General features: G+C 61.7%; 21 protein-coding genes and 1 other RNA gene. 2 read left to right on the top strand and 20 right to left on the bottom strand.

Annotated elements, in window-relative coordinates; translation table 11 throughout:
* Positions 1-225: 225 nt before the first annotated feature.
* From ftsZ to mraZ, 16 genes are all read right to left on the bottom strand, one after another.
* Positions 226-1,794 (bottom strand): cell division protein FtsZ, encoded by a 1,569-nt coding sequence (gene ftsZ / locus RLW41_RS12090; protein WP_414461583.1) that lies wholly within the window; start codon positions 1,792-1,794, stop codon positions 226-228.
* Between the two features lie 96 nt (positions 1,795-1,890).
* On the bottom strand, positions 1,891-3,147 hold the full coding sequence (gene ftsA, locus RLW41_RS12085) for a cell division protein FtsA (RefSeq protein WP_414461582.1): 1,257 nt from the start codon (positions 3,145-3,147) through the stop codon (positions 1,891-1,893).
* Between the two features lie 9 nt (positions 3,148-3,156).
* A complete protein-coding gene (locus RLW41_RS12080; RefSeq protein WP_414461581.1) occupies positions 3,157-4,164 on the bottom strand; it encodes a cell division protein FtsQ/DivIB in 1,008 nt (335 codons plus the stop codon).
* On the bottom strand, positions 4,152-5,105 hold the full coding sequence (locus tag RLW41_RS12075; RefSeq protein ID WP_414461580.1) for a D-alanine--D-alanine ligase: 954 nt from the start codon (positions 5,103-5,105) through the stop codon (positions 4,152-4,154). The genes RLW41_RS12080 and RLW41_RS12075 overlap by 13 nt, the downstream gene beginning before the upstream one ends.
* 39 nt (positions 5,106-5,144) lie before the next feature.
* On the bottom strand, positions 5,145-6,113 hold the full coding sequence (gene murB, locus RLW41_RS12070; RefSeq protein ID WP_414461579.1) for a UDP-N-acetylmuramate dehydrogenase: 969 nt from the start codon (positions 6,111-6,113) through the stop codon (positions 5,145-5,147).
* Positions 6,113-7,549 carry a UDP-N-acetylmuramate--L-alanine ligase gene (gene murC / locus RLW41_RS12065; protein ID WP_414464591.1) on the bottom strand — a complete coding sequence of 479 codons (1,437 nt, stop codon included), beginning with the start codon at positions 7,547-7,549 and terminating at the stop codon, positions 6,113-6,115. Before murC ends, murB begins: the two co-directional genes overlap by 1 nt.
* A 56-nt stretch (positions 7,550-7,605) precedes the next feature.
* Positions 7,606-8,733 carry an undecaprenyldiphospho-muramoylpentapeptide beta-N-acetylglucosaminyltransferase gene (gene murG / locus RLW41_RS12060; protein ID WP_409561961.1) on the bottom strand — a complete coding sequence of 376 codons (1,128 nt, stop codon included), beginning with the start codon at positions 8,731-8,733 and terminating at the stop codon, positions 7,606-7,608.
* 10 nt (positions 8,734-8,743) lie between these two features.
* On the bottom strand, positions 8,744-9,925 hold the full coding sequence (locus tag RLW41_RS12055; RefSeq protein WP_013945979.1) for an FtsW/RodA/SpoVE family cell cycle protein: 1,182 nt from the start codon (positions 9,923-9,925) through the stop codon (positions 8,744-8,746).
* Positions 9,922-11,337, bottom strand: coding sequence for a UDP-N-acetylmuramoyl-L-alanine--D-glutamate ligase (gene murD, locus RLW41_RS12050; RefSeq protein WP_414461578.1), 1,416 nt, complete (start codon positions 11,335-11,337; stop codon positions 9,922-9,924). The genes RLW41_RS12055 and murD overlap by 4 nt, the downstream gene beginning before the upstream one ends.
* A gap of 37 nt (positions 11,338-11,374) precedes the next feature.
* Positions 11,375-12,457 (bottom strand): phospho-N-acetylmuramoyl-pentapeptide-transferase, encoded by a 1,083-nt coding sequence (mraY, locus tag RLW41_RS12045; protein WP_013945977.1) that lies wholly within the window; start codon positions 12,455-12,457, stop codon positions 11,375-11,377.
* Between the two features lie 35 nt (positions 12,458-12,492).
* Positions 12,493-13,917 (bottom strand): UDP-N-acetylmuramoylalanyl-D-glutamyl-2,6-diaminopimelate--D-alanyl-D-alanine ligase, encoded by a 1,425-nt coding sequence (locus tag RLW41_RS12040; protein ID WP_414461577.1) that lies wholly within the window; start codon positions 13,915-13,917, stop codon positions 12,493-12,495.
* Positions 13,917-15,362: a UDP-N-acetylmuramoyl-L-alanyl-D-glutamate--2,6-diaminopimelate ligase gene (locus RLW41_RS12035; protein WP_414464590.1), complete on the bottom strand. Its 1,446-nt coding sequence runs from the start codon at positions 15,360-15,362 to the stop codon at positions 13,917-13,919. Before RLW41_RS12035 ends, RLW41_RS12040 begins: the two co-directional genes overlap by 1 nt.
* Before the next feature lie 94 nt (positions 15,363-15,456).
* Positions 15,457-17,085 (bottom strand): peptidoglycan D,D-transpeptidase FtsI family protein, encoded by a 1,629-nt coding sequence (locus RLW41_RS12030; protein WP_414461576.1) that lies wholly within the window; start codon positions 17,083-17,085, stop codon positions 15,457-15,459.
* 38 nt (positions 17,086-17,123) lie between these two features.
* Positions 17,124-17,423 (bottom strand): cell division protein FtsL, encoded by a 300-nt coding sequence (gene ftsL, locus RLW41_RS12025; RefSeq protein ID WP_414461575.1) that lies wholly within the window; start codon positions 17,421-17,423, stop codon positions 17,124-17,126.
* 40 nt (positions 17,424-17,463) lie between these two features.
* Positions 17,464-18,501, bottom strand: a complete 1,038-nt coding sequence (gene rsmH, locus RLW41_RS12020) for a 16S rRNA (cytosine(1402)-N(4))-methyltransferase RsmH (RefSeq protein ID WP_414461574.1) — start codon at positions 18,499-18,501, stop codon at positions 17,464-17,466.
* Entirely contained in the window at positions 18,498-18,989 is a 492-nt protein-coding gene (gene mraZ / locus RLW41_RS12015; protein ID WP_409561956.1) for a division/cell wall cluster transcriptional repressor MraZ, read from the bottom strand. Before mraZ ends, rsmH begins: the two co-directional genes overlap by 4 nt.
* Before the next feature lie 549 nt (positions 18,990-19,538).
* Here mraZ and RLW41_RS12010 point away from each other — a divergent pair.
* The gene (locus RLW41_RS12010) at positions 19,539-20,378 is read left to right on the top strand and encodes a DUF2189 domain-containing protein (protein ID WP_414461573.1); all 840 of its coding nucleotides are present in this window, start codon (positions 19,539-19,541) and stop codon (positions 20,376-20,378) included.
* 7 nt (positions 20,379-20,385) lie between these two features.
* Here the strand turns inward: RLW41_RS12010 and RLW41_RS12005 are convergent, their stop codons facing one another.
* Positions 20,386-21,303: an alpha/beta hydrolase gene (locus RLW41_RS12005; protein ID WP_414461572.1), complete on the bottom strand. Its 918-nt coding sequence runs from the start codon at positions 21,301-21,303 to the stop codon at positions 20,386-20,388.
* 16 nt (positions 21,304-21,319) lie between these two features.
* Positions 21,320-22,288, bottom strand: coding sequence for a helix-turn-helix domain-containing protein (locus tag RLW41_RS12000; protein ID WP_414461571.1), 969 nt, complete (start codon positions 22,286-22,288; stop codon positions 21,320-21,322).
* A 23-nt stretch (positions 22,289-22,311) separates the two neighbouring features.
* Here RLW41_RS12000 and RLW41_RS11995 point away from each other — a divergent pair, with 23 nt between their 5' ends.
* A complete protein-coding gene (locus RLW41_RS11995; protein WP_414461570.1) occupies positions 22,312-22,827 on the top strand; it encodes a hypothetical protein in 516 nt (171 codons plus the stop codon).
* Positions 22,828-22,850: 23 nt separating this feature from the next.
* Here the strand turns inward: RLW41_RS11995 and rnpB are convergent.
* Positions 22,851-23,288, bottom strand: an RNA gene (gene rnpB / locus RLW41_RS11990) — RNase P RNA component class A.
* Between the two features lie 465 nt (positions 23,289-23,753).
* Entirely contained in the window at positions 23,754-25,973 is a 2,220-nt protein-coding gene (gene eutB, locus RLW41_RS11985) for an ethanolamine ammonia-lyase subunit EutB (RefSeq protein ID WP_414461569.1), read from the bottom strand.
* Positions 25,974-25,997 lie beyond the last annotated feature (24 nt).

Genomic DNA, 25,997 nt, shown 5'->3' with positions numbered 1-25,997 from the left:
CAAGTGGTCGATGCACAAAAGCTAACTGCTTCGCTAAACACCGACAAATCACGCTTTCTTACATTGTGTTACGCTTTAGCAACCATTCTTGACGTTTCCCGAGACCTGATGCAGCCGCATTTTGACCGCGTTCTTCACCCGAAAAATCGCACTCTCTCGCCACCTTTCTATCACGTTCGAAGCCGGAAATGTGGCGGCGAGAAATTCTATTCCGTATACGGCTGATTATCTCCGGCCTAAACCGGCAAAACGTCCCAAAAGGCCCGGTTTTCTTTGCTCTTCTGCATCTCTGCCGTGGGTCCGCGGAGCGCCGTTCTGACGCGCATTCCATTCCTTCTGCGCCTGCGGCGGAAATTCCTCGATGCCAGGCACCCGGCGCGCGCCACGCTGGATCTCCGTCGGGGCCTGCGGCTCGAATCGATGATCGTAATTTTGCGCCGGAGCGTCGGCCGGAAGGGGCGGGGTCCGTAACAATGCGTTACCGGACAGGGGAGGAAAATTTTCCAGCCCGTCCTCGATCATGACATTCCCTGGGGCTACCCAGCTGTCGCGGCCACCACGCGGTTGTTCTCTGTGGATAGGCTCAGAAAAATTCTGTGGTGCCGCAGCCGTCGGCGCCTGCAAAGCTTCAGCAAGACGCCGCTGCAGGTCGCCCGGAGGTGCGGGGAGCACGGCACTGCGTTCCACCTGCTGCTGTGGCGCTGCATGCTGCTGCGACATCTCCGCAGCCTGCTGCTGTGACTGGGGAGCATACGTGCCCTGACCGTGACCCTGCACCTGCTGCGCAGCGTTGAAGGCCGCCTGCTGCGCCATCATACGTTCGGCCATCCGGTGATCCATGCCCGATGCAACAATCGAGACGCGAAGACGATCGCCGAGCTGCTCATCGAATGTCGCACCAACGATGATGTTGGCATCGTGATCGACCTCCTGGCGGATGCGGCTCGCTGCCTCATCAACCTCATAGAGCGTCATGTCGCGGCCGCCGGAGATCGACAGCAGCAATCCCTTGGCGCCGCGCAGCGTCACGTCATCGAGCAGCGGATTGGCAATGGCTTCTTCCGCCGCGAGTATGGCGCGCTGTTCACCGGTCGCTTCGCCCGTGCCCATCATCGCCGTACCCATGCCGCTCATGATCGTGCGGACATCGGCGAAATCGAGATTGATAAGGCCTTCCTTGAGAACAAGCTCGACGATGCAAGCGACGCCCGAATAGAGCACCTGGTCGGCCAGAACAAAGGCTTCCGCAAATGTCGTCCGCTCATTGGCAATCCGGAACAGGTTCTGGTTCGGAATGACGATCAACGTATCGACGAGATGGCGCAGGTTTTCGACACCCGCCTCCGCAATGCGCATGCGCCGCGCGCCTTCGAATTGGAACGGCTTGCAGACGACGCCGACCGTCAGCGCTCCAAGCTCCCGCGCAATCCGCGCGATGACGGATGCCGCGCCCGTGCCAGTGCCGCCGCCCATACCGGCCGCGATGAACACCATGTGCGCGCCAGCAATATGCGTACGAAGCTCTTCGAGCGCTTCTTCCGCCGCAGCTTCGCCGATCTCCGGCTTGGCGCCTGCGCCGAGCCCTTCGGTCAGATTGACGCCGAGCTGAATGCGATGTTCCGCACTCGAAGCATCGAGCGATTGCGCATCCGTGTTCGCAACCACGAACTGCACGCCCTGAAGCCCGGCGGCAATCATGTTGTTGACGGCATTGCAGCCCGCGCCGCCGACGCCGATGACGGTGATCCGAGGCTTGGCGTCGACCAGCTTCGGCAGTTGCAGCTTGATGCTCATAGCGTCCCCGAGAATGATAGTTGGGCGTTCGGCACGACTGTTTCTGCCGCCAACGCCGCCTGCTTCGACGATCTCATTTCTGTCTTCGACACGTCTTTAAAACCCGCCTTTAAGCCACGTTCCGACGCGACCGAGATATCCTTGCGTCACGGTCTTGCGACCGCGCGCCATGTTGAGTTCGCCGTCTCCGCGCGCCGCCACGATCGCAAGACCGGAAAGCGTCGCGAGCTGCGGCCCTGAGAGACTTGCGGCAAGACCGTGCAGATCCATCGGCCGACCGAGCCGGACCGAACGTCCGAACGTATCCGCGACGAATCCCGGCAATCCGGTGAGTTGGCTGGCCCCGCCCGTCAGTACGATCTTGTCTCCCACGTAGCGGCTCGCGGCGTTCAGCGTTAAGCGCTCGCGCACAAGCCCCAGGATCTGCTGCACGCGCGGCCGGATGATATCCGTGAGCCGCGCTTTCGTTGTTTCGTAGCTGCCGTCATCCTCCTCTCCGGCGATCGGATAGGAGAACGACTCATGCTCGTCTGACTGGGCGTTGAGGAGTGTGCCATAAAGCGTTTTGATTCGCTCGGCTTCTGCAAGTGGCGTCTGCAACGCCTTCGCAATATCGTAGGTAATATGTTGACTGCCGACCGGGATCACGTCGATGCCCGTAAAGCGCCCATCTGCGAAGAGCGTGATCGACGTCGTTCCGGCGCCGAAATCGATGCATGTCACACCGAATTGCCGCTCTTCTAGCGTTGTAGCAGCGAGCGCACTTGCATAAGGCGACGCGACGAGCGCATCGCAACTCGCATAGCACCGGTCGATCAGAACCAGCAGATTGCGCAGCGGCGCTTCATCCGCCGTCACGGCGTGCAGCCCGGCCGAGATTCGTCGCGCCGAAAGACCGAGCGGATCGCGGACACCCTGTGCCCCATCGACCTCATAGCCCAGGTGGTTGAGATGGAGCAGCGTTCGGCCGTTGCGCTCAGCGTAGCTTTCGCCCGCTGACATCAGCCGCGCCAGATCTTCTTCCCGCACGCTGCCGGTTTCGATATCCGCACGCGCCGTGCAATGAACCGATGAAATCCGCCCCGCCGATACAGACAGCGTAAAGCCGCCGACCGACGTTCCGGCCGCGCGCTCTGCTTGGCTGATGACGCCGCGAACGACGCCTTCCGCTTCATCGAGATCCGTCAAAACTCCGGCTTTGACGCCTTTCGAACGCTGCATGCCAAGACCCGCGAGCCGCAACGACGGCATCGCCATTCCGGCCACGTATTCGGCGACGACGACGGCGGCAACAGTCTTGCTAGTGCCGATATCGAGAAGCCCGAAGGTCTTGTAGGTGCGCCGCTCCGCCATGCCAGCCCCCTACTGTTGCGCCGAGGCGACCGCTGTCGTCCCGGAGCTTCTGAGAGATGCCGTCCGCGCAGATGACGTTACCGGCCGCATCGCGATCCGGCCCGGCGTGCGCACGTCGACGATCATCGGCGCGCCGGTCAAGGCTGCCTGGACCGCCGGCGTATTGGCGATTTCCTGCAAACCTTCGATCTCGCGATCGGCGGCGAGGTCGAGCGCCGTGCCGTTCCGCAAGACGATCCGCCACCGCCGCTCGGCAACACGCTCGCCATAGGCGTACTGCCGCTCGATCTTGGGAACGAGATGAACGGCTGAGAGCATCAGCATCGCTTCGCTGTCGGCGCCCTCACCGACCACGCGTGGCAATTTCCATGTGCTGGCGGTCGGCATCGGCCCAAGCGCCCGCCCCGTCGCATCAACGAGATAATTCGTTTCGCCCCGCGTCCACACGAAAGCCGGAGCGCGCTCATGAATGACGATATCGAGCGTCCCTGGATAGATGCGAGTAAGTTGCACGGTATCGATCCACGGAATGCGCTCGATCCGCTTCATGGCGGCGTCAGAATCGAAAGCTGCGAATGTTTTTACGTTGGTGAGGTCCAAGGCGTCGTACACGTCGGAATCGGATGTGAAATGCTGGCCGGAGAGGTTGACCTGATCGATGCCGAAACCCGCCGCGATCATCAGACTGTCAGCTTTGTCGGAGAAATCGAAAGCCACGAGCTTGTCGAGCGGCAGCGTATAGGCCGCCACGCCAGCGACAGCCGCGACCAGTGCGGCAACTGCCGACGGCATCACCCACCGCCGTCCGCGACGCGTGCGTCTCAGGCGACGTTCGCCACGCGGAATTTGAAGTTTGGTCGTCACGCGCTTGGAGATCGTATCCGCAGAGCTGCGCCCGCGGGTCGTCGGCGTCGCCTCGGGCGAGGGCGGCACCCATTGAGCAGCCTCCGGTTCCGGCGTTGGCGCATCATGTGCAGCCCGCCACCAGAACCGATGCTTGCTCTCTACCTGTTGCAACTCGCGTCCTCGACCATCCACCGGACTAGGTCACTGAACGACCACCCGGCATAACCCGCCAGCTCGGGCACCAGGGATGTCCCCGTCATGCCCGGCTGAGTGTTGACTTCGAGGCAGATCAGCTCGCCCGTTCCACCGGCCGTGTCGTCGTAGCGAAAGTCGGCCCGCGATACGCCGCGACAGCCCAAAGCCTGATGCGCCCTTAACGTTAAGGAACGGAGTGTCTGGTAAACATCTGGTAAAAGTTTCGCGGGCAGTTCGTGCTTCGAGCCGCCGGGTGCGTATTTGGCCTCATAATCGTAGAACGCGAGGCCGCGAAGCGGCACAATTTCAATGATATCCGTCACAAAATTGCCAATGACGGCGCAGGTTAACTCGCGCCCCGCCACATAACGCTCGACCATCACGATCTGATCGAGCGGACCACCAGCTGCGATCGAGTTCGGCGGCCGCTCGGCGCCGGGCGGCACGATTACGACGCCGACGCTCGACCCCTCCGTCACCGGCTTTACGACGTAAGGGGGAGCCATGACGTGGCCCTCCAGCGCCTCGCCGCGCGTCACCAGAGTGGCATCGGCAACGGGCACTCCCGCAAGCTTCATGATGTCCTTCGCCCGCTCCTTGTGCATGGCGAGTGCCGACGCCAGAACTCCGGAGTGAGTGTAGGGAATGCCGAGCAGCTCCAGCACGCCCTGCACGCAGCCATCCTCGCCGAACTTGCCGTGCAGCGCGTTGAAGCAAACGTCAGGCTTCAGCTCCTCCAACCGGCTGCCGAGATCGCGGTCGACGTCGATCTCGGTCACCGTGTAGCCGCTCTGCAGCAGCGCCTCCCCAACCGCCGCGCCGGAATTGAGGCTCACCTCGCGCTCAGCCGAAAGGCCACCCTTCAGAACGGCGACGTGATTGCGCGTACGCTTCGGGACCGGGCCGAGTGTGTTCATGTCTGGCTCGCTTGCAGATTGAAAATCATGTGCTGTGAATTAGTTTTGGTCGGCTCGCTCAGCGGCCAGCGCTTCCCCGACCGGACGGCCGGGTTTGGGAATACCGAGACGAATGATCTCCCAGTCGAGCGTGATGCCGGCCGTCTCGCGAACGCGCGCCCTAACCGTCTCACCGAGCGTCTCGACGTCTTCGCCGCTCGCTTGATTGTCATTGATCAGAAAATTGCAGTGCATCTCCGAAACCTTCGCACCACCGACGCGAAGCCCACGGCACCCCGCCTGATCGACAAGTTTCCACGCACTATGACCGGGCGGGTTCTTGAACGTTGAGCCGCCGGTCCGTTCCTTGATCGGCTGGTTCTTCTCTCGATACTCCGCGACCGCATCCATCTCTTTTAGGATTTCAGCCGGATCGCCGGGCTCACCCGCATACGTCGCTTCTGTGAAAATCCAGTCTTTCGGAATGCCGCAATGACGATAGGTGAAACCCATGTCGGCGAGCGACAGCACATGAACGGTGCCACTTGGATCAACCGCACGCGCGCCGATCAGACAATCTTTCGTCTCACGCCCGTGTGCACCCGCATTCATACGCAGCGCGCCGCCGATGGACCCCGGAATGCCGCGATAGAACGCGAGCCCACAAATGCCCGCGTCCGCCGCCGCCCGCGCGACCTTCACGTCGGGAACTGCCGTGCCGACGCGCAGCCGATGCCCGTCTTCGACGGCGATTTCAGAAAACCCGCGCCCGAGCCGGATGACGACACCCGGCACTCCCCCATCGCGGACGAGCAGGTTCGAGCCGAGCCCGATGACCTGCACCGGAACATCGCTCGGCCGATGCTTCAGGAAATACGCAAGGTCAGCTTCGTCGGCAGGCATGAACAGCATCTGCGCCGGACCGCCCACCCGAAACCAAGTGACATCCGCTAAAGACGCATTCGCGCTCAGCCTGCCTTTCAACTGGGGCATTGCAGCCTTAAGGTCGGCAGTGATGTCCGCGAACATCACCCCGCGCTCCCTGTCCGCTTCGGTTCTTCTGCAAGCCACGCGGGAAGCGCATTCGCCCACTCGGTCGAATTGCCAGCCCCCAGGCAAATAACCAGATCGCCGGGTTCGGCCAATCTCTTGACGGCGGGCGCGATAAGCGCCGGATCGTCGACCGCCTCCGCTGGCCGCTTCCCGACAGTTCGGATGCGCTCAGCCAGAGTGCGATTGTCCACGCCGTCGATCGGGCTTTCGCCCGCCGTGTAAAGCGGCGCTACGATCACGCTATCGGCGTCCATGAAGCACTGCGCGAACTCATCCATCAGATCGCGCACACGCGTGTAGCGATGCGGCTCGACGACGGCGATCACGCGGCCTTTCGTGCCGCCCCGCGCTGCTGCCAGCACCGCGGCGATTTCAGCCGGATGATGGCCGTAGTCGTCATAGATGGTCACGCCATTCCATTCGCCGGTGAACTGGAACCGACGTTTCACGCCCGAGAACCCGGCCATTGCCGCCTTGATCTTGGCGTCCGACAATCCCGCGTGCGTCGAAACCGCAATCGCGGCAAGTGCATTGAGCGCGTTGTGCGCACCCGGCACCGGCACCGACCAATCCTGTAATACGCGCGCGCCACCTTTGACACGCGCCGCCAAGCTCGCGTCGAAATAAGTCGTGTTTCCGACGATGCGCACACCCGTCAGGCGGAGGTCCGCATCCTCGCTCTGGCCATACGTCAGCAGGCGCCGGCCGTCGATACGCAGGTTCAACTGCTGCACCATCTCCCGCACCACCGGATGATCGATGCACGCCACAACCAACCCGAAGAACGGGATGTTGCGTAGAAAAGCCTCGTACTCGCGGTGCATCGCCTCGACCGAGCCGAAGTAATCGAGGTGCTCCGGATCGATGTTCGTCACGATGCCGATTTCCGTCGGCAACCGCGTGAAAGTGCCGTCGCTCTCGTCGGCCTCCACGATCATCCATTTGCCCTGCCCGAGCCGCGCGTTCGAGCCCCAGGCATTGATGATGCCGCCCGTGATGACCGTCGGCTCCTCGCCGGCTTCGGTGAAGATGTGCGATAGAAGGGACGTCGTCGTCGTCTTGCCGTGCGTGCCCGTCACCGAGATCGTCGAATAGAGCCGCATCAGCTCAGCGAGAATTTCAGCGCGGCGGATGATCGTCAGGCCCTTCTGGCGTGCCGCGACCAGTTCCGGATTAAGCGCCTTCACCGCCGTCGAAATCACGACATAGCGCGCCCCGATCAGGTTCACCGGATCATGGCCGACAAAAACGCGAATGCCCTTGGAGCGCAGACGTTTGACGTTGGCGCTCTCCTTCTGGTCGGAACCCTGAACGGTGTATCCTTTGGCGACCAGGATTTCGGCTATCGCGCTCATCCCGATGCCGCCGATGCCGATGATGTGGAAAGGTCCGATGTCGCGCGGCATTTGCATGGCCGGAAGCTTCCTCGCTGTCTCGATCTCGCGCGGTTCGACGAAATGCAGATCCCTCAATGGTCACGCCCCGTACCTGTTTTACGCCCTTCTGCTAAAGCCAGCGTAAAATCGGCCAAATTCCGGACGGCATCGGGGCGTCCAGCGGTTTTAGCGGCCTTCGCTGCCGCCGCAAGGGCGTCAGGCGCAATCAAGAGCTTTTCCAGTTCGTCAGCGAGGCGTTCCGGCGACAGGTTTCGCTGCTCGATGCACCACGCGCCGCCCGATTCCGCTAAGCGGCGCGCATTGTTGAGCTGATCGTTGTCGAGCGCGTGCGGCAACGGCACCAGGATGGAGGGCCGCCCCATCACCGTCAATTCCGCAACCGTGGAAGCACCCGCCCGCCCGATGACGAGATGCGCGGCCGCCATCCGAGCCGGGAGATCTGCGAAAAACGGCGCAATTTCGGCGCTGATGTTCGCCTCCAAATAGGCATCGTTGACGCGCTCGATATCCTCTTCGCGCGCTTGCTGCACCACGCGCAGCCGCCCCCGGATGTGATCGGGAAGCGCAAAAAGCGCGAGCGGGACAGTATCTGAGAAAAACCGCGCACCCTGGCTGCCGCCGAAAATTAGAAGACGGATCACGCCCTCCCCGGCTGGCGCTTCATAAGGGCGCGTCGCGGCATCCATGACCGCTTGGCGCACTGGATTTCCGGTCAGCACCGCTTTTTCGGCGAGCTTGCCTTCCAGAAACTTCGTGCGCTCGAATGACGTGGCGATTGCCGTGACGCGTTTCGCTAACAGCTTGTTGGCGCGCCCGAGCACGGCATTCTGCTCATGAATAGCAGTCGGAATTCCGCGCAGCCGCGCCGCAACAAGCGGCGGATATGTCGGATAGCCACCGAAACCGATGATGGCTGCAGGCTTTACACGGCCGAGGATCGAATACGCCGCCTTCGTGCCGCGCGCCAGCATCAGCGCCGTCTTCGCGATATTGCCAGGAGACCGCGACGCAAGCGTCGCCGACGGCACCTGATAAATATCGCGCGCCGGAAAACCGCCGCCATAACGATCGCCACGCATGTCCGTCATCAGATCGACGACGACGCCGCGGCGCTTCAGCTCTTCGGCCAAGGCGAATGCCGGGAACAAATGCCCGCCCGTTCCCCCTGCGGCAAGCATGATGGATTGCGCGCCCGCCATTACCTCTTGCTCATCGTGTTGGAGTTTGACCCCCGAGTTGTACTTCGTCGATAGCTGGAATCCATCGCGGCTTTTTGAGGCGCTGTGGATCGGGCCGCCATCGCGTCAACGCCAGCAGCATGCCCGCGGTAACTGCCAGCGCCAACATCGACGATCCGCCCGCGGAAATGAACGGCAGCGTCATGCCCTTCGGCGGCAGCAGTCCGATATTGACGCCCATGTTGATAAGCGATTGCAGCCCGAAAACGAGCGCCAGCCCCTGGATCGCGAGCCGGTCGGCGGTGTTGGGTTCGTTCGCAGCGCGCCGCATGGCCCGCGCCACGATAAAAGCGAAAACACCGAGCAGCGCGATACACGCGATCGCACCGTATTCCTCGCCGATCACTGCGAAAATGTAATCGGTGTGCGCGTCGGGCAGGATCGACTTGATCACGCCCTCGCCCGGCCCACGGCCGAACAAGCCGCCTTCCGTAAACGATTGAATAGCCCGGCCCGCCTGCGAATTCTCCATCGGCGCCGCGCCGAAAAACTTGTCGAAGCGCGATTGCACGTGCGGAAAGTAGATATAGGCCATCCCCATTCCGCAACCGCCAAGAACCACCAGAATGCCCGCACCGATCACCGGCATTCCAGCGAGCAGATACATGAGACCCGCAGTCGCGCTGATCAGCACGGTCTGGCCGACGTCAGGTTGCGCCACCAGGATCGCCCCGAAGAACGCCCAGAGCGCCAACCCGAACGGGAGCGCCGGCATATCGCTGCGCTTTCCCGCCTCGCCGAATAGCCACGCCAGGATGACGATAAACGCCGGCTTCGCAAATTCGGACGGCTGAATCGTATAGCCGCCGAAACTCAGCCACCGCTGCGCGCCGTTGATCTCGGCACCGGAAAAAATCACGACGATCATGCCGCCGATCGCGACGAGAAACAGCCCTGCCGCCAGTCGCCTGACGCCGCCCGGCGTAAAAAACGAAATGACGATCATCAGGATCGTACCGAGCGCCGCGAAGAACACATGCCGCTCGACGAAATAATAGGTCGGCAAACCTTTCTTGATCGCAACCGCAGGCGACGCCGCAACCGACAGCACGACACCAATGGCGATGAGCGACAGCAGCGCGATCAGCAGCCCGCGATCGATCGTGAACGACCACTCCGCAAGCAGACTGCGATCGGCGCGCGAGAGCTTCATGGCCCAGCCCGCAATTCAATGCCGGGAAGAGCTGCGACCAGCCCCCGGAAACAATCGCCGCGGACTTCGAAATTACGGAACTGATCGTAGCTCGCGCACGCAGGCGAAAGAAGCACGACGGGTTCCTGCCCATCGCTCAACTGAGCGTCAGCCGAAGCCGCCCATAGCGCCTCGTTCAGCGTGCCGCTGCGCTCGAACGGAACTTTGCCGTCGAGCGTCGCTGCGAAGGCATCCGTGGCCTCGCCGATCAAATATGCTTTCGTGATACCGCCGAAATGCGGCTCCAGGCTCTCGATGCCGCCGGCCTTCGGCTTGCCGCCTGCGATCCAATAGACATCGCGCGGAAACGACTGCAGCGCTTTCTCCGTCGAGTCCGCATTCGTCGCTTTGCTATCGTTGATGAACAGCACCTTGCCGATGCGGCCGATCTCTTCCATCCGGTGCGGCAGACCGGGGAACGACGACAGCGCACCCTGCCAATCGAGATCGGTCGTCCGCCCGAGCGCGCTGAGACACTCCCGAACCGCCGCGACGGCGGCCAATGCATTCTGACCATTGTGCTTGCCGCGCAGCGTCGGGACACCTTCAAGAGAGCCAAGCTTCACTGCGAGGCCCTCGCGGTTGCTGCATACGATCGTATCGCCCAGCAGGCTGTAACCCGGTGCGATGGATTTTTCCGCGCTGAAGGCCACAACAGGACCGACGTTGATCCGCCTGCGCAGCATCGCCAGGCCGAAGTCGTCATCGATGCCAACCGCCGCAATGTCCGCGCCGAGCACGAGGCGCTCCTTGATCTCTGCGTAATGCTCGATCGAGCCGTGGCGGTCGAGATGATCGGGCGTGACGTTCAGCATCACACCGACGGTCGGCCCGAGCGTCGGTGTCAGGTCGATCTGGAACGACGACAGCTCGACGACATGAAACCGTCCCGGCTCTGGCGGTTCAAGCGTCAGGATCGGCCTGCCGATATTGCCCCCCATCTGCACGTCGAGCCCCGCGTGCCGCAGAATGTGCGAGATCAGCGCCGTCGTCGTCGATTTGCCATTGGTGCCGGTGATCCCAATGAACGGCGAGCCGGGGGCATGCAGCGCCCGCTCGCGCGCAAAAATCTCGATATCGCCGATGACCGCAACACCGTGCTCGGTCGCGCGTTTCACCGTCCAATGCGGCTCCGGATGGGTCAGCGGCACGCCCGGTGCCAGCACCAGCGCGGCGAAGCCCGACCAATCCACAACAGACAGATCAAAAAGCGGAATGTCCCTGGCGATGGCCGCATCCCGCGCCGCAATACCATCATCCCAAGCGGAGACGATGGCGCCGCTGGCAATCAAAGCCTCGGCAGACGCAATGCCGGACGCACCAAGCCCAAACACCGCTACGGATTTTCCCTTAAAGGACGTCGCGCGAATCATTGAGGTCAATCTACAGCAAGTCGCGTCGTTTGGCGTCCTAGCGCAGTTTCAGGGACGAAAGCCCGATCAGCGCCAAAATCACCGAAATGATCCAAAACCGGATCACGACCGTCGATTCCTTCCAGCCCTTTTGCTCGTAGTGGTGATGCAATGGCGCCATCTTGAAGACGCGCTTGCCGGTCCACTTGAACGACAGCACCTGGATGATGACGGACAGCGTTTCGAGCACGAACAGGCCGCCGACGACCGCCAGCACGATCTCGTGCTTGATCGCGACCGCAATCGCCCCGAGCGTGCCCCCCAGCGCCAGCGAGCCGGTGTCGCCCATGAAGATCATGGCGGGCGGTGCATTGAACCACAGGAAGCCAAGGCCAGCGCCGATCAGCGCCCCGCAGATGACGGACAACTCGCCCGTGCCCGGCACGTGATGAATTTGCAGGTAACCCGCAAACTTCGCGTTGCCCGACAGATACGCGATCATGCCGAACGTCGCCGCCGCGATCATGACCGGAACGATGGCAAGGCCGTCGAGCCCGTCCGTCAGGTTGACGGCATTGCCCGCACCCGCGATCACCAATACGGCCATCAGCACGAAAAACGGCCCGAGATCGATGACCAGCTCTTTGAAGAACGGAAACGTCAAATCCGTCGCGAGCCCGGCCGGACTGAGCTTCATCAGCGCAAAGCCCGCCAGCGCGGCCACGAAAAGTTCGAGCAGGAAGCGGATGCGGCCTGAGAAGCCCGCAGTCGACCGCTTCGTCACCTTCAGAAAGTCGTCATAAAAACCGATCGCGCCATACGAAAGCGCAACGCCGAGCACGACCCAGATATAGCCGTTGTCGAGCTGCGCCCAGAGCAGCGTCGAGACCGTGACGCCGGCGAGGATCATCAGCCCGCCCATCGTCGGCGTACCGCGCTTCAAAAGATGCGTTGCCGGGCCGTCATCGCGGATCGGCTGCCCTTTGCCCTGCTTGACGCGCAGGAGATCGATGATCGCCGGTCCGAACATCATCACGAACAACAGCGCTGTAAAGATCGCGCCGCCAGTGCGGAAGGTGATGTAGCGAAAGACGTTCAGCGCGCTGATCTGGTCGCTGAAATTGACGAGCTCGTAGAGCATGCCGCGCGAACTTCCCCCTCAATGATCCCGGCCGGCTAAGCGGCGGGCCCGTCTTTGCCAAACTGTGATTTCAGCGCCGCCACCACAGCGCCGAGCCGCGTCCCGTTCGATGCCTTCACCATCACGACATCGCCCGCCCTCAGACGATCCGCAAGCGCGATTTCGAGCGGCGCCGACGTCAGAGAGTAGCCGCCTTTCTTGGCCGCTGGTAGGGCATCATAAAGGCCTTTCATATGCGGCCCGCATGCGAACACCAAATCGACATCCGCCGCATCGACGGCACTTTTGAGGCCGGAGTGTAGCGCCGGAGCCTCGCTGCCGAGTTCCAGCATGTCGCCGAGCACCGCAATCCGTCGCATAAATCTTTGTCGAGGAACCGCTCCGAGGGTCGCCAGAGCCGCCTGCATCGAGGCCGGATTGGCGTTGTAGCTCTCGTCGATGAGCAGCACTTCTCCATCGCCGACGTAGAGCGTGCTGCGCGCGCCCCGGCCGCTCGGCGGCACAAGATCGGCCAGCGCAGCGAGCGCTGTGGGGACCTCCGCGCCGATGGCAGCAACCGCGGCCGCAACCGCCAGTGCATTCTCCGCGATATGCCGTCCCGGCATCGCCAGATGAACCGGAATGCTCAGGCCCGCAATAGAAACGGTCATATCGCTGCCATCGTCGGACATCCGGAAATCCGACCCGCAAGCGTCGGCATTGCTGTCAAAACCGAACGTCACCGGCTTCGCGCCGAAAGCCTCGGCGATAGCTTTGAGGCGACCCGCAAACGGATTGTCATATTTGATGATCGCCGCCCCGCCATGCGGCAAGCCTTCGAAAATCTCGCCCTTGGCATCCGCGATGGCCGCGACCGACGGAAAATACTCTAGATGCACCGCTTCGACCGTGGTGATGATCGCCGCATGTGGACGCACCATCTTGGTCAGCGGCCGGATCTCGCCCGCGTGATTCATCCCGATCTCAAACACGGCGAACCGCGTATCGGCCGGCATCCGCGCCAACGTCAGCGGCACGCCCCAATGGTTGTTGTAGGATTTCTCCGACGCGTGCGTAGCCCCGAGCCGCGACAGACACGCGCGCAGCATCTCCTTGGTACCGGTCTTGCCTACGCTGCCCGTCACGCCGACGACGCGCGCATCTGTCGACAACCGTTTGCGCGCCGCTAGCCCCAACGCCACCAACCCATCAAGCGGATCGGTTACGCGAAACAAAGCGCCATCGCCCGCTTGACGAACATAATCGCGGCTGACCAGGGCCGCAGCAGCCCCGGCCTTGAACGCCGCCGAAACGAACTCGTGCCCGTCGCGCTGATCCTTGAGCGCGACGAAAAGATCGCCCGCTTGCATCGTCCGCGTATCGATCGATACGCCCGTGATGGCAACGCCGTCACCGTCGGACGCAACGCCCAATGCAGAAGAAAGTTCGGAGAAAGACCACAGAGCGTTCATTGCGTTCATCAGCTTGCGAGCGCCTTCCGGACTTCGTCGTGATCGGAAAACGGAATGATCCGATCGCCGATGATCTGGCCGGTTTCGTGACCCTTTCCGGCCACAAGCACGACATCGCCCGGAGTTATCATGCGAACCGCCGTCGCGATGGCTTCCGCGCGGTCGCCGATTTCATGAGCGCCCACCGCACCCGCGAGAATTTCCTTGCGGATTTCAGCCGGTTGCTCGCTGCGTGGATTATCGTCGGTCACAATCGTGATGTCGGCGCGTTCGACCGAAATGCGGCCCATGATCGGCCGCTTGCCCTTGTCCCTGTCGCCGCCGCAGCCGAACACCGAAATCAGCCGCCCGGTCGCAAACGGACGGCACGCATCGAGCGCCGCCGCCAGCGCCTCAGGCTTGTGCGCATAATCGACGATGGCGAGACCGCCGTTGCGCTCACCGATGATTTCGAGCCGCCCAGGCACGCCCTTCAAACCGCGAAGCGTCTGCAGCACGGCTTCCGTCTCTTCTCCGACGGCTATCGCAAGACCGGCAGCCACCAGCGCATTCTCGACCTGATACGCACCGACCAAAGGCAAATGAACCTCGTAAGATTTACCACCCGCGCTCACGCCGATGATCTGGCGAAATCCATCACGCGATAGCGACGTGCGCTGAAGCGCATCGCCGCCCGTGCCCACCATCATCACGCGCAAGTCCCGCGTCTTCGCCGCCGCCGCGACGTCACGCGAATAAGCCCCGTCCGCATTGATGACAGCAGGCTGCCCCGGTTGCAGAAGCTCCGTGAACAGCCGCAGCTTCGCACGCAAATAATCTTCGACTGTCGGATGATAATCCATGTGATCGCGGCCGAGGTTCGTGAACGCCGCCGCCGAAAGCTCCACGCCGTCGAGCCGATGCTGGTCAAGTCCGTGCGACGACGCCTCGAACGCCAGATGCGTCACACCTTCGTCCGCGAGCGCCGCAAGCGCGGCATGCAGCGTGACGGGATCCGGCGTCGTCAGCGAACCGTAAACGGCGCCGGACGGCTTGACGATGCCGATGGTTCCGACCGATGCCGCCTTGTGACCCAGCGCCGTGAAGATCTGCCGCGTGAAATCGGCGACGGACGTTTTCCCGCTCGTTCCTGTGACAGCGACGGCTGTTTTCGGTTGGCGGCCCGCGAACTTCGCCGCGATCTTGGCCAATGCGGCGCGGGGATTATCGACCTCGATCAGCGCCACGCCTTCGGGAACGCGCACGCCCTTGTTCCTGCCAACGATGACGGCAACTGCGCCCCGCTCGATCGCTTCAGGAACGAAACTAGAGCCATCAACTTTCGTGCCCGGCAGCCCGGCGAAAATCGCTCTCGGACCTACCGCAGCACTCGCGGCCGTGATGCCTGAAACGGAAATGGCGTCCGCATCTGGCGGCGGCGCGATATCCGCCGGAAGCACCTCGCTAAGCCGCATCATCCCCGCCTTATCGTCCCCCGGCCGCACCGCCCCTTGTCTGGAACGTGATAGGAGGCGCCAAGCGAACCGTCAAATCCAGCTGCCGTCGCGATCACCGGCTGGCCGTCTGGGTCTCCGGCGCGACGCCCAGCTGCGCCGCAATGCGGGCGATGAGTTGGCCGGTAATCGGCGCCGCGTTCCATCCCGCGGTACGATAACCGTGTGTTTCTTTACGGCCCTTCGGCTCGAACAGTACGACATACGTCAGGAACTGCGGATCATCTGTCGGAAATGTCGCGAGAAACGACGAAATGACCGAATTCGACGTGTACCCGCCTTTTGCAGCGACGTCGGCTGTACCTGTCTTACCGCCGACCCGATAGCCCGGGACATCGGCCTTTCCGCCCGTACCATCACGATTGACGACGTTGAGACGCATGAGGTGCGCCATCAGCCGCGACGTTGCCGGGCTGACAACGGCCTTGCCGTCTGCCGTCCCCGCATCGAATTTACGCAGGAATGTCGGATGCACGGTCTTGCCGTCGTTCAGAATGGTCGCGGCGGCGGCGACGAACTGAAGCGGCGAAACGGCGATACCGTGCCCGAATGACGTCGTGATCGTCGAAATCCGGTTCCAGCGCTGCGGCAGTTGCGGCGCCGCGAGCGGCCCTTCCTCGGTTTCCATCTGATCCAAAAGACCGAGCTTCTTGAAGAACGCTTCAAGCTTTTCCGGCCCCGCTTCAAGCGCCAGCATGCCGGCGCCGACGTTCGAGGAATGGGTGTAGACCTCGGTCACGGTCAGCGGGCGGCTTGCCGGATGAAGGTCCTTGACGGTGAAGCGTCCCGCTTCGAGCGGCTGGCGCACGTCGAGCAACGTATCGGGCCGCGCCAGACCTTCGTCGAACGCCATCGCGAGCGTCAGCGTTTTGAATACCGAGCCAAGCTCGTATGTACCCCCCGCCGTGCGGTCGATATGCTTCTGGTCGAGTGCCTCCATCGGCCACGACGGATCGACACGCGGCAGCGATGCGCTCGCCAGGATTTCGCCGGTCTTGACGTTGAGGACGACACCCGCCGCGCCCGCCGCCTTGTAGTCGCGCACGCCGTCGTCGAGCTCGTCTTCGAGGGCATGCTGCACCCCGATATCGAGCGACAGCCGCACGGGCGGGCGGCTCGATAGCACCGCCGAATGCACCGGATCGACGCCGACTTTCTGGTCGATATAGCGTTCGATGCCCGAGACGCCGCGATTGTCGACGTCGGTATAGCCGAGCACATGGCCGGCCATCATGCCGCCGGGATAGGCGCGTTTCAGCTCATATCGGAAGGCGATACCCGGCAGACCGAGATCATGCACTTTTTGCGCGATGCCCGGCGAGACGCCCCGGCGCACCCAAAGAAAGCGCCGCGATTTATCGGCAAGATCGCGAAAGAGCTGGTCGCCGTCGAGATCGGGCAGCACGGTCCGTAGCTTTTCGACGACCTCGTCGCGATCGATCACGAGCCCGGGGTCAGCAAAGATCGACGGCGCTTCGAGGTCGGTCGCGAGCAGACGGCCGTTGCGGTCGACGATATCGGGACGGCTGAAGCTCGTTGCCGCGACGGGTTCGGAAATGGCGAGTGTGATGTCGGTATGCCGCGATGCCGCCAACACCAGAAGCTGGCCCGCGACGCCCGCAAAGGCCGCGATCAGCACGCCGTAAACGACGCGCTCCGAACCTCGGCGCGAACCACGCATCATGATCTCTGAACGCCCCCCAGCCACGACCAACCGTCCCTCTATTGTCCGCCGGAAGTGTTCACTCGTCCGCTGAGTTGGGACACTTGGCCCTCGCCCTCAAACTGTTCAGGCTTCGGCGGGCCTAGTCCGAGTTGCCGCGCAAGCCCATCAATCCGGTCGGGGCGCGAGAGCGTGCCGCGTTCCGCCTTGAGCACGGCGATGTCGCTGCGTGCCTGGTCGGCGTAACGTTCCTTCTCCTGAACCTCGGCTTCGAGGCGGCGGGTATCGTAGTTCAAGGCATAAAGAAGCAGCGCACTCGACACTGCAAAAAAGAAAGCTGCAATATTCAAGAGACGCATTTTGAAACAGTTCCCGTTAAGCTTGCAATCAAGCTGCGCATTATCGCCGGTGCTGGGAGAGGCCCGTCGCGCCCGTATCTAAAGGCCATGCCGCTGCGTCTAAGCGGATGGCTGCCCGCAAACGTGCGGACCGGGAACGGGGGTTCACTTCCAATTCACCTTTAGAAGGTGTTAACGGGCGCGAGTTAACAAGTCGGAAACTTGGATCGGCAGATTTTATCAATTCCGGCGGCTGATGCCGCGACGCACCAGCAGTCTTGCCGCTGCGCTCGGTCAGAAACTTTTTGACAATGCGATCTTCCAGGCTGTGAAAGCTGACGACAACGAGCCGTCCGCCGGGCTTCAAAATGCGCTCTGCTGCCGCCAATCCGGTTGTCAGCTCGCCGAGCTCGTCGTTGACGAAAATCCGCAATGCCTGAAACGTCCGCGTCGCCGGATGGCGGCCGTCGACCTTCCGGCCATGAAAAACCCGTGACACCACATCGGCGAGTTCGAGCGTGCGCGAGAACGGCGCGTCAACGCGTCTTTTGACGATTGCCCGCGCAATCGCGCGTGAGCGATGCTCCTCGCCGAACTCGTAGATAACGTTTGCGATGTCTTCCTCATCCGCAGTGTTGAGGAAATCGGCGGCACTCATACCCGATGACGACATGCGCATGTCGAGCGGGCCATCCGACTGGAATGAGAACCCGCGCTCCGCATCGTCGAGCTGCATCGAGGAAACGCCGATATCAAGCACAACACCATCGACCTGCTGTCCCGGCAGCTCGGCGCCGACGGCGTCTTCCATCTGGCTGAAAGGCGTCTCGATGATCTTCAGCCGTCTGCCGAATTGCGCAATAAGCGGCGCCGCACCGCGAATGGCGTTCGGATCGCGATCGAGCGCGAGAACGGAGCAGTCGGCTTTTTCGAGGATGGCGCGCGTATATCCGCCCGCGCCGAACGTGCCGTCGACATAGGTTTCGCCCGCCTTTGGCGCGAGCGTCTCCAGCACCTCCGAGATCAGCACGGGAATGTGGCGCGGATGCTTGTCAGCTGGCCCCAGCGAGGCTCCCTCTGCCCCGCCACCGCGCGTCATTCCCGTGCTCCCTCGTTGCCGTTGTCATCCGACGAACGGCCACCCGCTGCAAAAAGTTTGCGCGTCACTTGGACTTTGCTGCGCGCTTCCTTGCGGCGTTCTTCGAAGGCTTTGGGCTCCCACATCTGGAACTTGTCACCAAGGCCAACAAACGTGACGGCGGTTGCCAGGTTGGCGTGCTCACGAAGGCTTTCAGGAAGGACGATGCGGCCGTCGCCATCGATCGAGAGAACCTGGACGTCGCCGTAGAGTGCGACAGAGAGCTCGTCTCGCTCATCCGAATAGTCCGGCAAGCCCGCGAGAAGCCCGTCGATTTTCTTTGCAAGTCTTTCGCCGCCTGCATCGAGAGCAGAAGCATCGAGCGAGGGGTAGCAGTAGAGGCCGCCGGCGTAACCGTCACGCTCAAGGACGGCGCGAAACGAGGCTGGAACGGAAACGCGCCCTTTTGAGTCGATCTTGTTTGTGAATGTCGAGACAAAGCGGTCCATCCCCCAGCTACGATTTCCGTCCTCCTACTCACTTACTTGGCCCTGACGACTCCGCTTCGCGGAGCCGGCCGTCAGGGCCGCACCAAAAACTCGGCCGCCGCGGCCGGGATGCTCCGTTTCGGGCGGCCGGCGCGCGGAACGCGTGTCGCCCGAAACAATCAAGAAAGGGGCCGTGGCGGTCGCTCAGATTTGGGCCCTCTAACCAAATCGGCGCCCAGCCACGGAGTCCTGCCCGGTGCGGACGGGCATATATGGGATCGCATGGGAATTGATGGTCGTCAACGGAATATTAAGGATATTTCGTGGTGAGAACTGGAATTGTCACCCGTGATCCACAGCCCGATGCCGACGGGCCTGTCCATCGAACGTCGCGGCCTACTGCAAGCTTCTGAAAACCTGGAAATTTTCCGAAACGCGCAAACGCGGTCACGGAGACCTGATTGGTCGCGGCGCACGCGGGAGCGCATGATCTGCACCAGCGCAAAGCGGGGCACACGTCAGCCGGTGCCGAGGCGGATGAGACCGTCGGCACCCACAAGGAGGTGCACCATGGCGAATCTCACGCGTCCGACGCCGTCCCATCCTCATTCCGACATCGAACTTCGTTGGCCCGCGTCCGTTCTGTGGCGCGACGGCGATCCGGCAGTCCGCTCGATCACGACGGCAGACGTCTGGCAGTCGCTGCGCGAGGGCATCGATGATTTCCGCGCGATGCCAACGCACGTCGTCTTCGCCTGCATCATCTATCCGGTCGTCGGCATCATCCTCGCGCGACTGATCTTCGGTTATGAGCTGTTGCATCTGATCTACCCGATGGCGGCAGGCTTCGCGCTGCTCGGACCGTTCATCGCCATCGGCCTTTATGAATTGAGCCGCCGCCGTGAGCAGGGCCTCGACGTATCGCCCGCCCGCGCGCTCGACGTACTGCATCGGCCCGGCATCGACTCGATCTTCACGCTCGGCGCTTTCCTGGCGCTGCTGTTCGTCGGCTGGCTCTACGTCGCGAACATGATGTACACGCAGATCATAGGCGGCACGCCGACGTCGCTGTCGGACTTCGTCAATCAGGTCATGACGACCGATAAGGGACGGCAATTGATGTTCGCCGGCAATCTCGTCGGCTTTCTCTTTGCCCTGTTTGTGCTGGCAATCAGCGTCGTGTCGTTCCCGCTGCTCGTCGATCGTGACGTCGGCGTCGGTGCCGCCATCCGAACATCCGTTCGCGCCGCGCTGGAAAACCCCATTCCGGTGGCGCTGTGGGGCCTGATCGTTGCCGTCGGTCTCGTTCTAGGTGCGCTGCCGTTCCTGTTCGGGCTCGCCATCGTGCTCCCGATCCTGGGCCACGCGACTTGGCACCTCTATCGCAAGCTCGTCGTGACCAGTCCGTGATGCACCCTCAGTGCTTGCGCACGAAATCCGCGAGCACAGGAAGAAGCTGAGGATCGAGCGGCAAAAACGAATTGCCGTACGTCGCGAAATTTTGCGCGCGATCCTCAGGCGCTTCCTTCAAGATGTGGTTCATGCCTGGAATGACGACCAGCCGTGCCGACGGCAATGCCGCCGAAAGGTGGTGAGCGTCGTCGAGAAACACCTGCAAATCGGTACTGCCCTGTACGATGAGGACGGGACAAGTGACCGTCGACAATTCGGCGGCCGGATCGATCGGCATCCACGACATCAGATACTCTTGCACGCGCGGCTGATAGAGCGCCACGAGTTCAGCCGGAACGTTCGGAACGGCAACGCCGTGTTCCAATCGCTCCGTAATCTGCTTTGAAATGCCCTGTAGCTTTGGCGAAACACCTGCGCTCGCGAGTTGCCGCGCCAAAACATCAGCAATCGGCCTCCCTGCGCCCTCAAGCAAGATAAGCCCCGTGACACTCATTTTTTTCGCCGCGAGCGTGCCGACAAGAGCGCCTTCGCTGTGCCCGAGAATGAACAGCTTCGAGACGTCAGGCCGATTGCGCAAAAAATCGAGCCACGTGATTGCGTCATCGACATATGTGCCAAAGCGCAAGTCCTCGACGCGTGGACCGGCGGCATAGCTCTCGCCCACACCGCGCTTGTCGATCCGAAGCGAGCTGATGCCGAGATCGGCGAGGCCCCGTGCCACAAGCTTGAGACTGTCGGTATCCATTCCAGGTGCATTGCCGTCGCGATCCACAGGACCGGAACCGGGCAAGATCAACATCATCGGCCCAGGCTTGCCGCCGGTCGCCGGGATCAGAGAACCGGCAAGGCCCTTGTGGAAAATGTCCTGTTCCGTCCAAGCCATTGCGGGAAATGATATCGCCGTGAATGCGGCAACGGTCATAATCGCGCGCTTCGCCCTAGGTAGCAACGAAAGGCTGACGTGTACGACGAGAGCGATACTCCTTCGGAGAGCGACCATAGCGCGCGCGAAATGCGCGGCTAAAATGGCTGAGATCATTGAACCCATAGGAATATGCGATCTCACCAATCGACAGGTTGTCATAGTAGGCATCGCTCAGCATTTCCCTACAGCCGGCCAAACGCTCGCCGATTATGAACCGCCCCAGCGATGTATTTTCCTCCGCTAGAAGGCGGTTGGCATGTCGAACGCTGATACCTGCCGAACGCGCGGCAAGTGTGGGACAGAAATCAGGATCGCGAATGTGCCTTCGTATCGCCTGCTTCAAGCGTGAACGCATCGCAGCATGGCCGTTCGCAAGCTGAAAAGCATCGCCGCGCTTGCTTCCGAGCGACAATGCCAACAGATCGACGACATGCTCTGCAACGCCTTCTGCAGCGGCTTTATCCAATTCAGAAACTCTTTTCGGCAACATACGCGCCAGCTCCAGGAAGAGACTGGCAACTCCATGTTCTCCGTCCACTGCTCTAGCCACGAACGGCGAAACCGGCCCGAGACGACCGACGATCTCGCTGCGCGGAAATTGCAGGCAAATAAGCCGCGTATCGTCGGACATGCGCAGGACGTAAGGTCGAGAGCTATCGTAAAGGGCAAAATCACCAGCATTTAGCACAGCCTCGTGGCCGTCCTGTATGAGCTGCGTCTTTCCCTTGATTTGGATGGAAACTAAGAGGTCATCTTCACAGCCCTTGGCGATCTGCCGCCGCGAGCGCTGAGCCTCGATGGCATCGCTTTCCGCTTCTACGACGCGAAGCCAACCGAGAGTGTCATAAAGCATCGTGGCCTTGAAGCGATCTCGCACTGTCGAATTGCAATCGAGCTTTACGAAGACATCGCAAACGAGATCGCTCCAATAAGCGAACGCATCTTTTGCAGCCACGCGATCCGTTGAAAAGGATCCCCTCATCCCACCTCCCGACGCTGGCCGCCGTGGCCAAGACTTTTGTCCTGATCAGTCAAGCGACTGCGCTGACGATTGTCTATGTAAATTCGCGAAAACAGTGGGAAATCGGAGCCAAGAAAGCCGTGCCAACACAATTCCTGTTGCTGACTGCAAGCCTATGTCTTGTCGTGGCCCTGCTTCAGGCTTGGCTCCTCGTCGCCGTCTTTTCATCCGACGACAGCCCAGTGCTCAAACTTATTCCCGGCCGCCAGGATCTGCTGAAGTCTCATATCGACTATCTGATGATGGCGCAGTTTCAGTTCATCTTTTTCATGCTGTTTCGCACGCTTGAAATCATACCGCCGACATGGATGACGGCCTTCATTTGCATCGGCTCTTTTTTCAACCCGTTTGCATTCTTCGTTCGGGCGCTCCGGCCGGGCTACCTGAAATCGCCACCGATCGCTTTCACGGCGATGATCACGTTGAGCTGTATTTTGACGACGGTCGGATATGGCGCGGCAGCCTGGTTCGCGGCAAAAGAGGCACTTTCGGCTCTCTAATCGCGAGGCATGCAAAAGAATAAAATACCAGCCGGCCTGTAAGCCGGGTTCTGTTTGGAGGATTGCGCCTCCGCGACGGCCATTCATCTGGGACGCCTGTCGCCAAGCGCCTCGTGCAATCAACCCGGGCAGGTAGCGTGAGAACGCGCCTTGCGTCTGCGGTTTCCCGCTCCGCGCGCCCACCCCTATTTGATCTTGCTCCCGGTGGGGTTTGCCCTGCCACTTCTGTTGCCAGAAGCGCGGTGCGCTCTTACCGCACCTTTTCACCCTTACCGCCGAGCCCGAAGGCGCGGAGGCGGTATGTTCTCTGTGGCACTTTCCCTGGGGTCGCCCCCGGCGGCCGTTAGCCGCCACCGTGTTCTCTGGGAGCCCGGACTTTCCTCCACCGGACGCTTTGCTCGCGAGCCTTTAGAGCCCGTTTCGCCTCAACGATATCCGGCAGCGGCCGTCCGGCCGGCTGGTGGGAGGAGATAAGCGACGTGCAAGGCCAAAGGTCAAGGGGCACGCACGGCGGTGGGCTGAGGGAGTTGGAAATTGCCCTCATCATCCACGACAACTTTGCAATTCGGTTAAGAGCCCACCGTGGCCACAGAAAAATATATGTCACCAACGTAACGGAACCGGAGATTCACTGGCCCGTTTTCAGCTCATCGAACAGGCGAGCGGAGCCAACAATGTACGACGATGAGTGGATGACGGGCTTTAGAGCGAAGGCGGCGCCGCGGTTGAAATCCCTCTTCGAGGCAGATCTTCGCGAGCCCTCGCCTCGGCTGGAGGAACTGCTGACAAGGCTAGGGGAGACCGAAGCCCAAGCGGGGGCCTTGGCATTGGCCGCCTAGAACCCGCGGGATATGAGCCACGCGGAATAATTTCACCCATAAACGGCGTGAGGCGTCGGGGCCGGAGTGGACAACACTCCGGCCTTTTCAAAGTGCGGCGGCCCGCATGTTATGGGAGCGATCGTGAATGGCGCGCTCCAGCCGGTTGCCCGCCGCCTTCGTCGTCAGAATCTGGTTGACGCGTTCGGCGATCTGTACGGCGGCTTCGCTCGGCGGCAAGCCGCCAGCATAGATGTTCGAGATCACCGTGTATTCGTAGCGCACATCCGGGTTGCCGCTGAACTGCGCTGCCTCTTTCTTCGCATCATCGTCGAGACGATACGCGATATAAGCCGACATGCTGCGCGAAGCGAGCGCGTCGCCGCCCGGTCGCTCCCCGATGAGATTGATCACGAGCTTCGGCTGCAACGCATCACCCAGCGCTTCGGCGAGCTTCACGCGGCCATACGGCGCGAGGATTGGCTTGCCGGCTGAAATGCTCTGCTCCTTCAAGCCGTCAAGCAACGCGGGCAGCAGGTCCGGAATGTTGTGATGCACGGCTTCCGCGCTCAATCCGTCCGACACGATGATCTGCACGTCGACGCTTTCCGGCGCCAACTCGGCTAAAATCTCATCCGCCGGTTTTGCACCCCGATCCGGATGACTCAAATGCACTTCCTTGCTCTCAGCCGATGTCTTCACGCGCCGGAAGTCAATGCCGGCAAGCCGTTCCGGCGTGACCTCGGCATAGATCGCTTCGCGCGCAGCCGCGAGATTAGCTTTGATCGCGCGCGATACCTGCTCGCTCGGCCGCGGACCGGCGCTCTCGAAGCCGTAAGCCGCCGGCAGGTTCTTGCACAGCCGCTCGAACTCTTCCTCCGAGCAAAAGATCTTCGGATTGCCCCAGTTCGGCCCGCGCTCTATCTCGCCGTCTTCGTTACGCACGAAGATGCCGCGCGAAATCGTCCACTCGAGAAACTCGGGCGCTGGCGTCAGGTCGTGCACCTCGCGCATCGTCTGGTCGTCGTGCCCGCACGTATCGAAATAGGCGAGCATGCGATCGATCGAGAGATAGACGTCCATAAAATAGTTGGCGCCCGCAGCCGTCAGCAACTCGGCTGCGATCTGCTGACCTTCCATCGTGATCTCGGAATGCAGCGTATAGCAGGGCGCCATGCCCATCGGCAGGCCGAGCAGCTTGCCCATGAAATGATCTTGCAGGTTCGATACGATCATCTCGAAGTTCGAGCGATGTGTTTCCGGCCCGATGAAGCCCGTCACGTTGTTGACCATGAACGGATCCCAGCGGCGCGCCAGTCCATAGCAGAGCGCTTCCGTCGTCGTCATGTCGATGTCGTTGTGTTTGCCGTAGGTCAGCTCGCTGCCCTGACCGGTTTCGAAATACATGAATTGATCGGCTTCGCCCGCGAGCGGCCCATGCTTCGCCATCGTCGTATAGGCTTGGTCGAGTACGTCGGCCGTGCAGTCGAACTCTTCGATGAGCGTGCGATCCGTGCCGGCCAGCGACTGGAACATGATCTCGACCGGCGCGCCGCTTTCAAGGCACGCGAGCTGCGTCTTGACGTGGGAGAGCACGCAGATCTGCGTCGGCGCACCCGTTTCGCGGCGCAGCTTGTCGAGATGCTTCAGCGCCTTCGTGATGTTCTCGACCGTGTCGATTGCAGGATTGAGCCCGAGCAGCGCATCCCCCGAGCCCATCGACAGACCCGTATAGACCAGCGCCGACATGGCATCGAGATCGTCGGTCGGGTGGTTGGGTTGCAGACGCGACGACAATGTGCCGGGCGCGCCGACGAGCGTCCTCGCCTTGCCGGACCGCTTCAATTTCTTCGCCGCATAGACAAGCTCATGCACGTCCATGAGTTTGGCGATGGCCGCTGCCATGACGCCTGTCAGCGCCCCGCCGATGCGCTTGGCTTCTGCCGACTTCGCGCGCAGCAGTAGGTTCTTGATCTCGCCGAGCGTCTTCGGCGCCAGCTCCGCGAAGGTCGCAAGATCGATATCGTAGTTGATCCGCATAACTGAATCGACCTGGCCTTCGTCGTCGGTCAGCGGCCGGTCGTAAAGGTGTTGCAGCGTGAGACCTGAAAGGATCGTCCGCGCGGCTTCGCGCTCGACGTCGTCCTTCGCTGCCAGTCCGCAATTGCGGTCGCCCGCCTTGTCGAAGTCGGCCGCGCCGAGCAGCGCCTTCAGACCGCGGAAGCTATAAGTCTTGTCGAAAAGCGAAAGCTGATAAAGCTCGTCCGGCTGCGGCTCCGGAACGTCGATCTGCCGCCAAGGCTTTAGCTCGATCCTCGGTTCGCCCATGTCACCGCCCTCATTGCTCTCATC

This window comes from Hyphomicrobium sp. DY-1 (genome assembly GCF_047497105.1).
In the GTDB taxonomy this organism is placed as follows: Bacteria; Pseudomonadota; Alphaproteobacteria; order Rhizobiales; family Hyphomicrobiaceae; genus Hyphomicrobium_B.
This window is presented reverse-complemented; position numbering and strand designations above follow the sequence as displayed.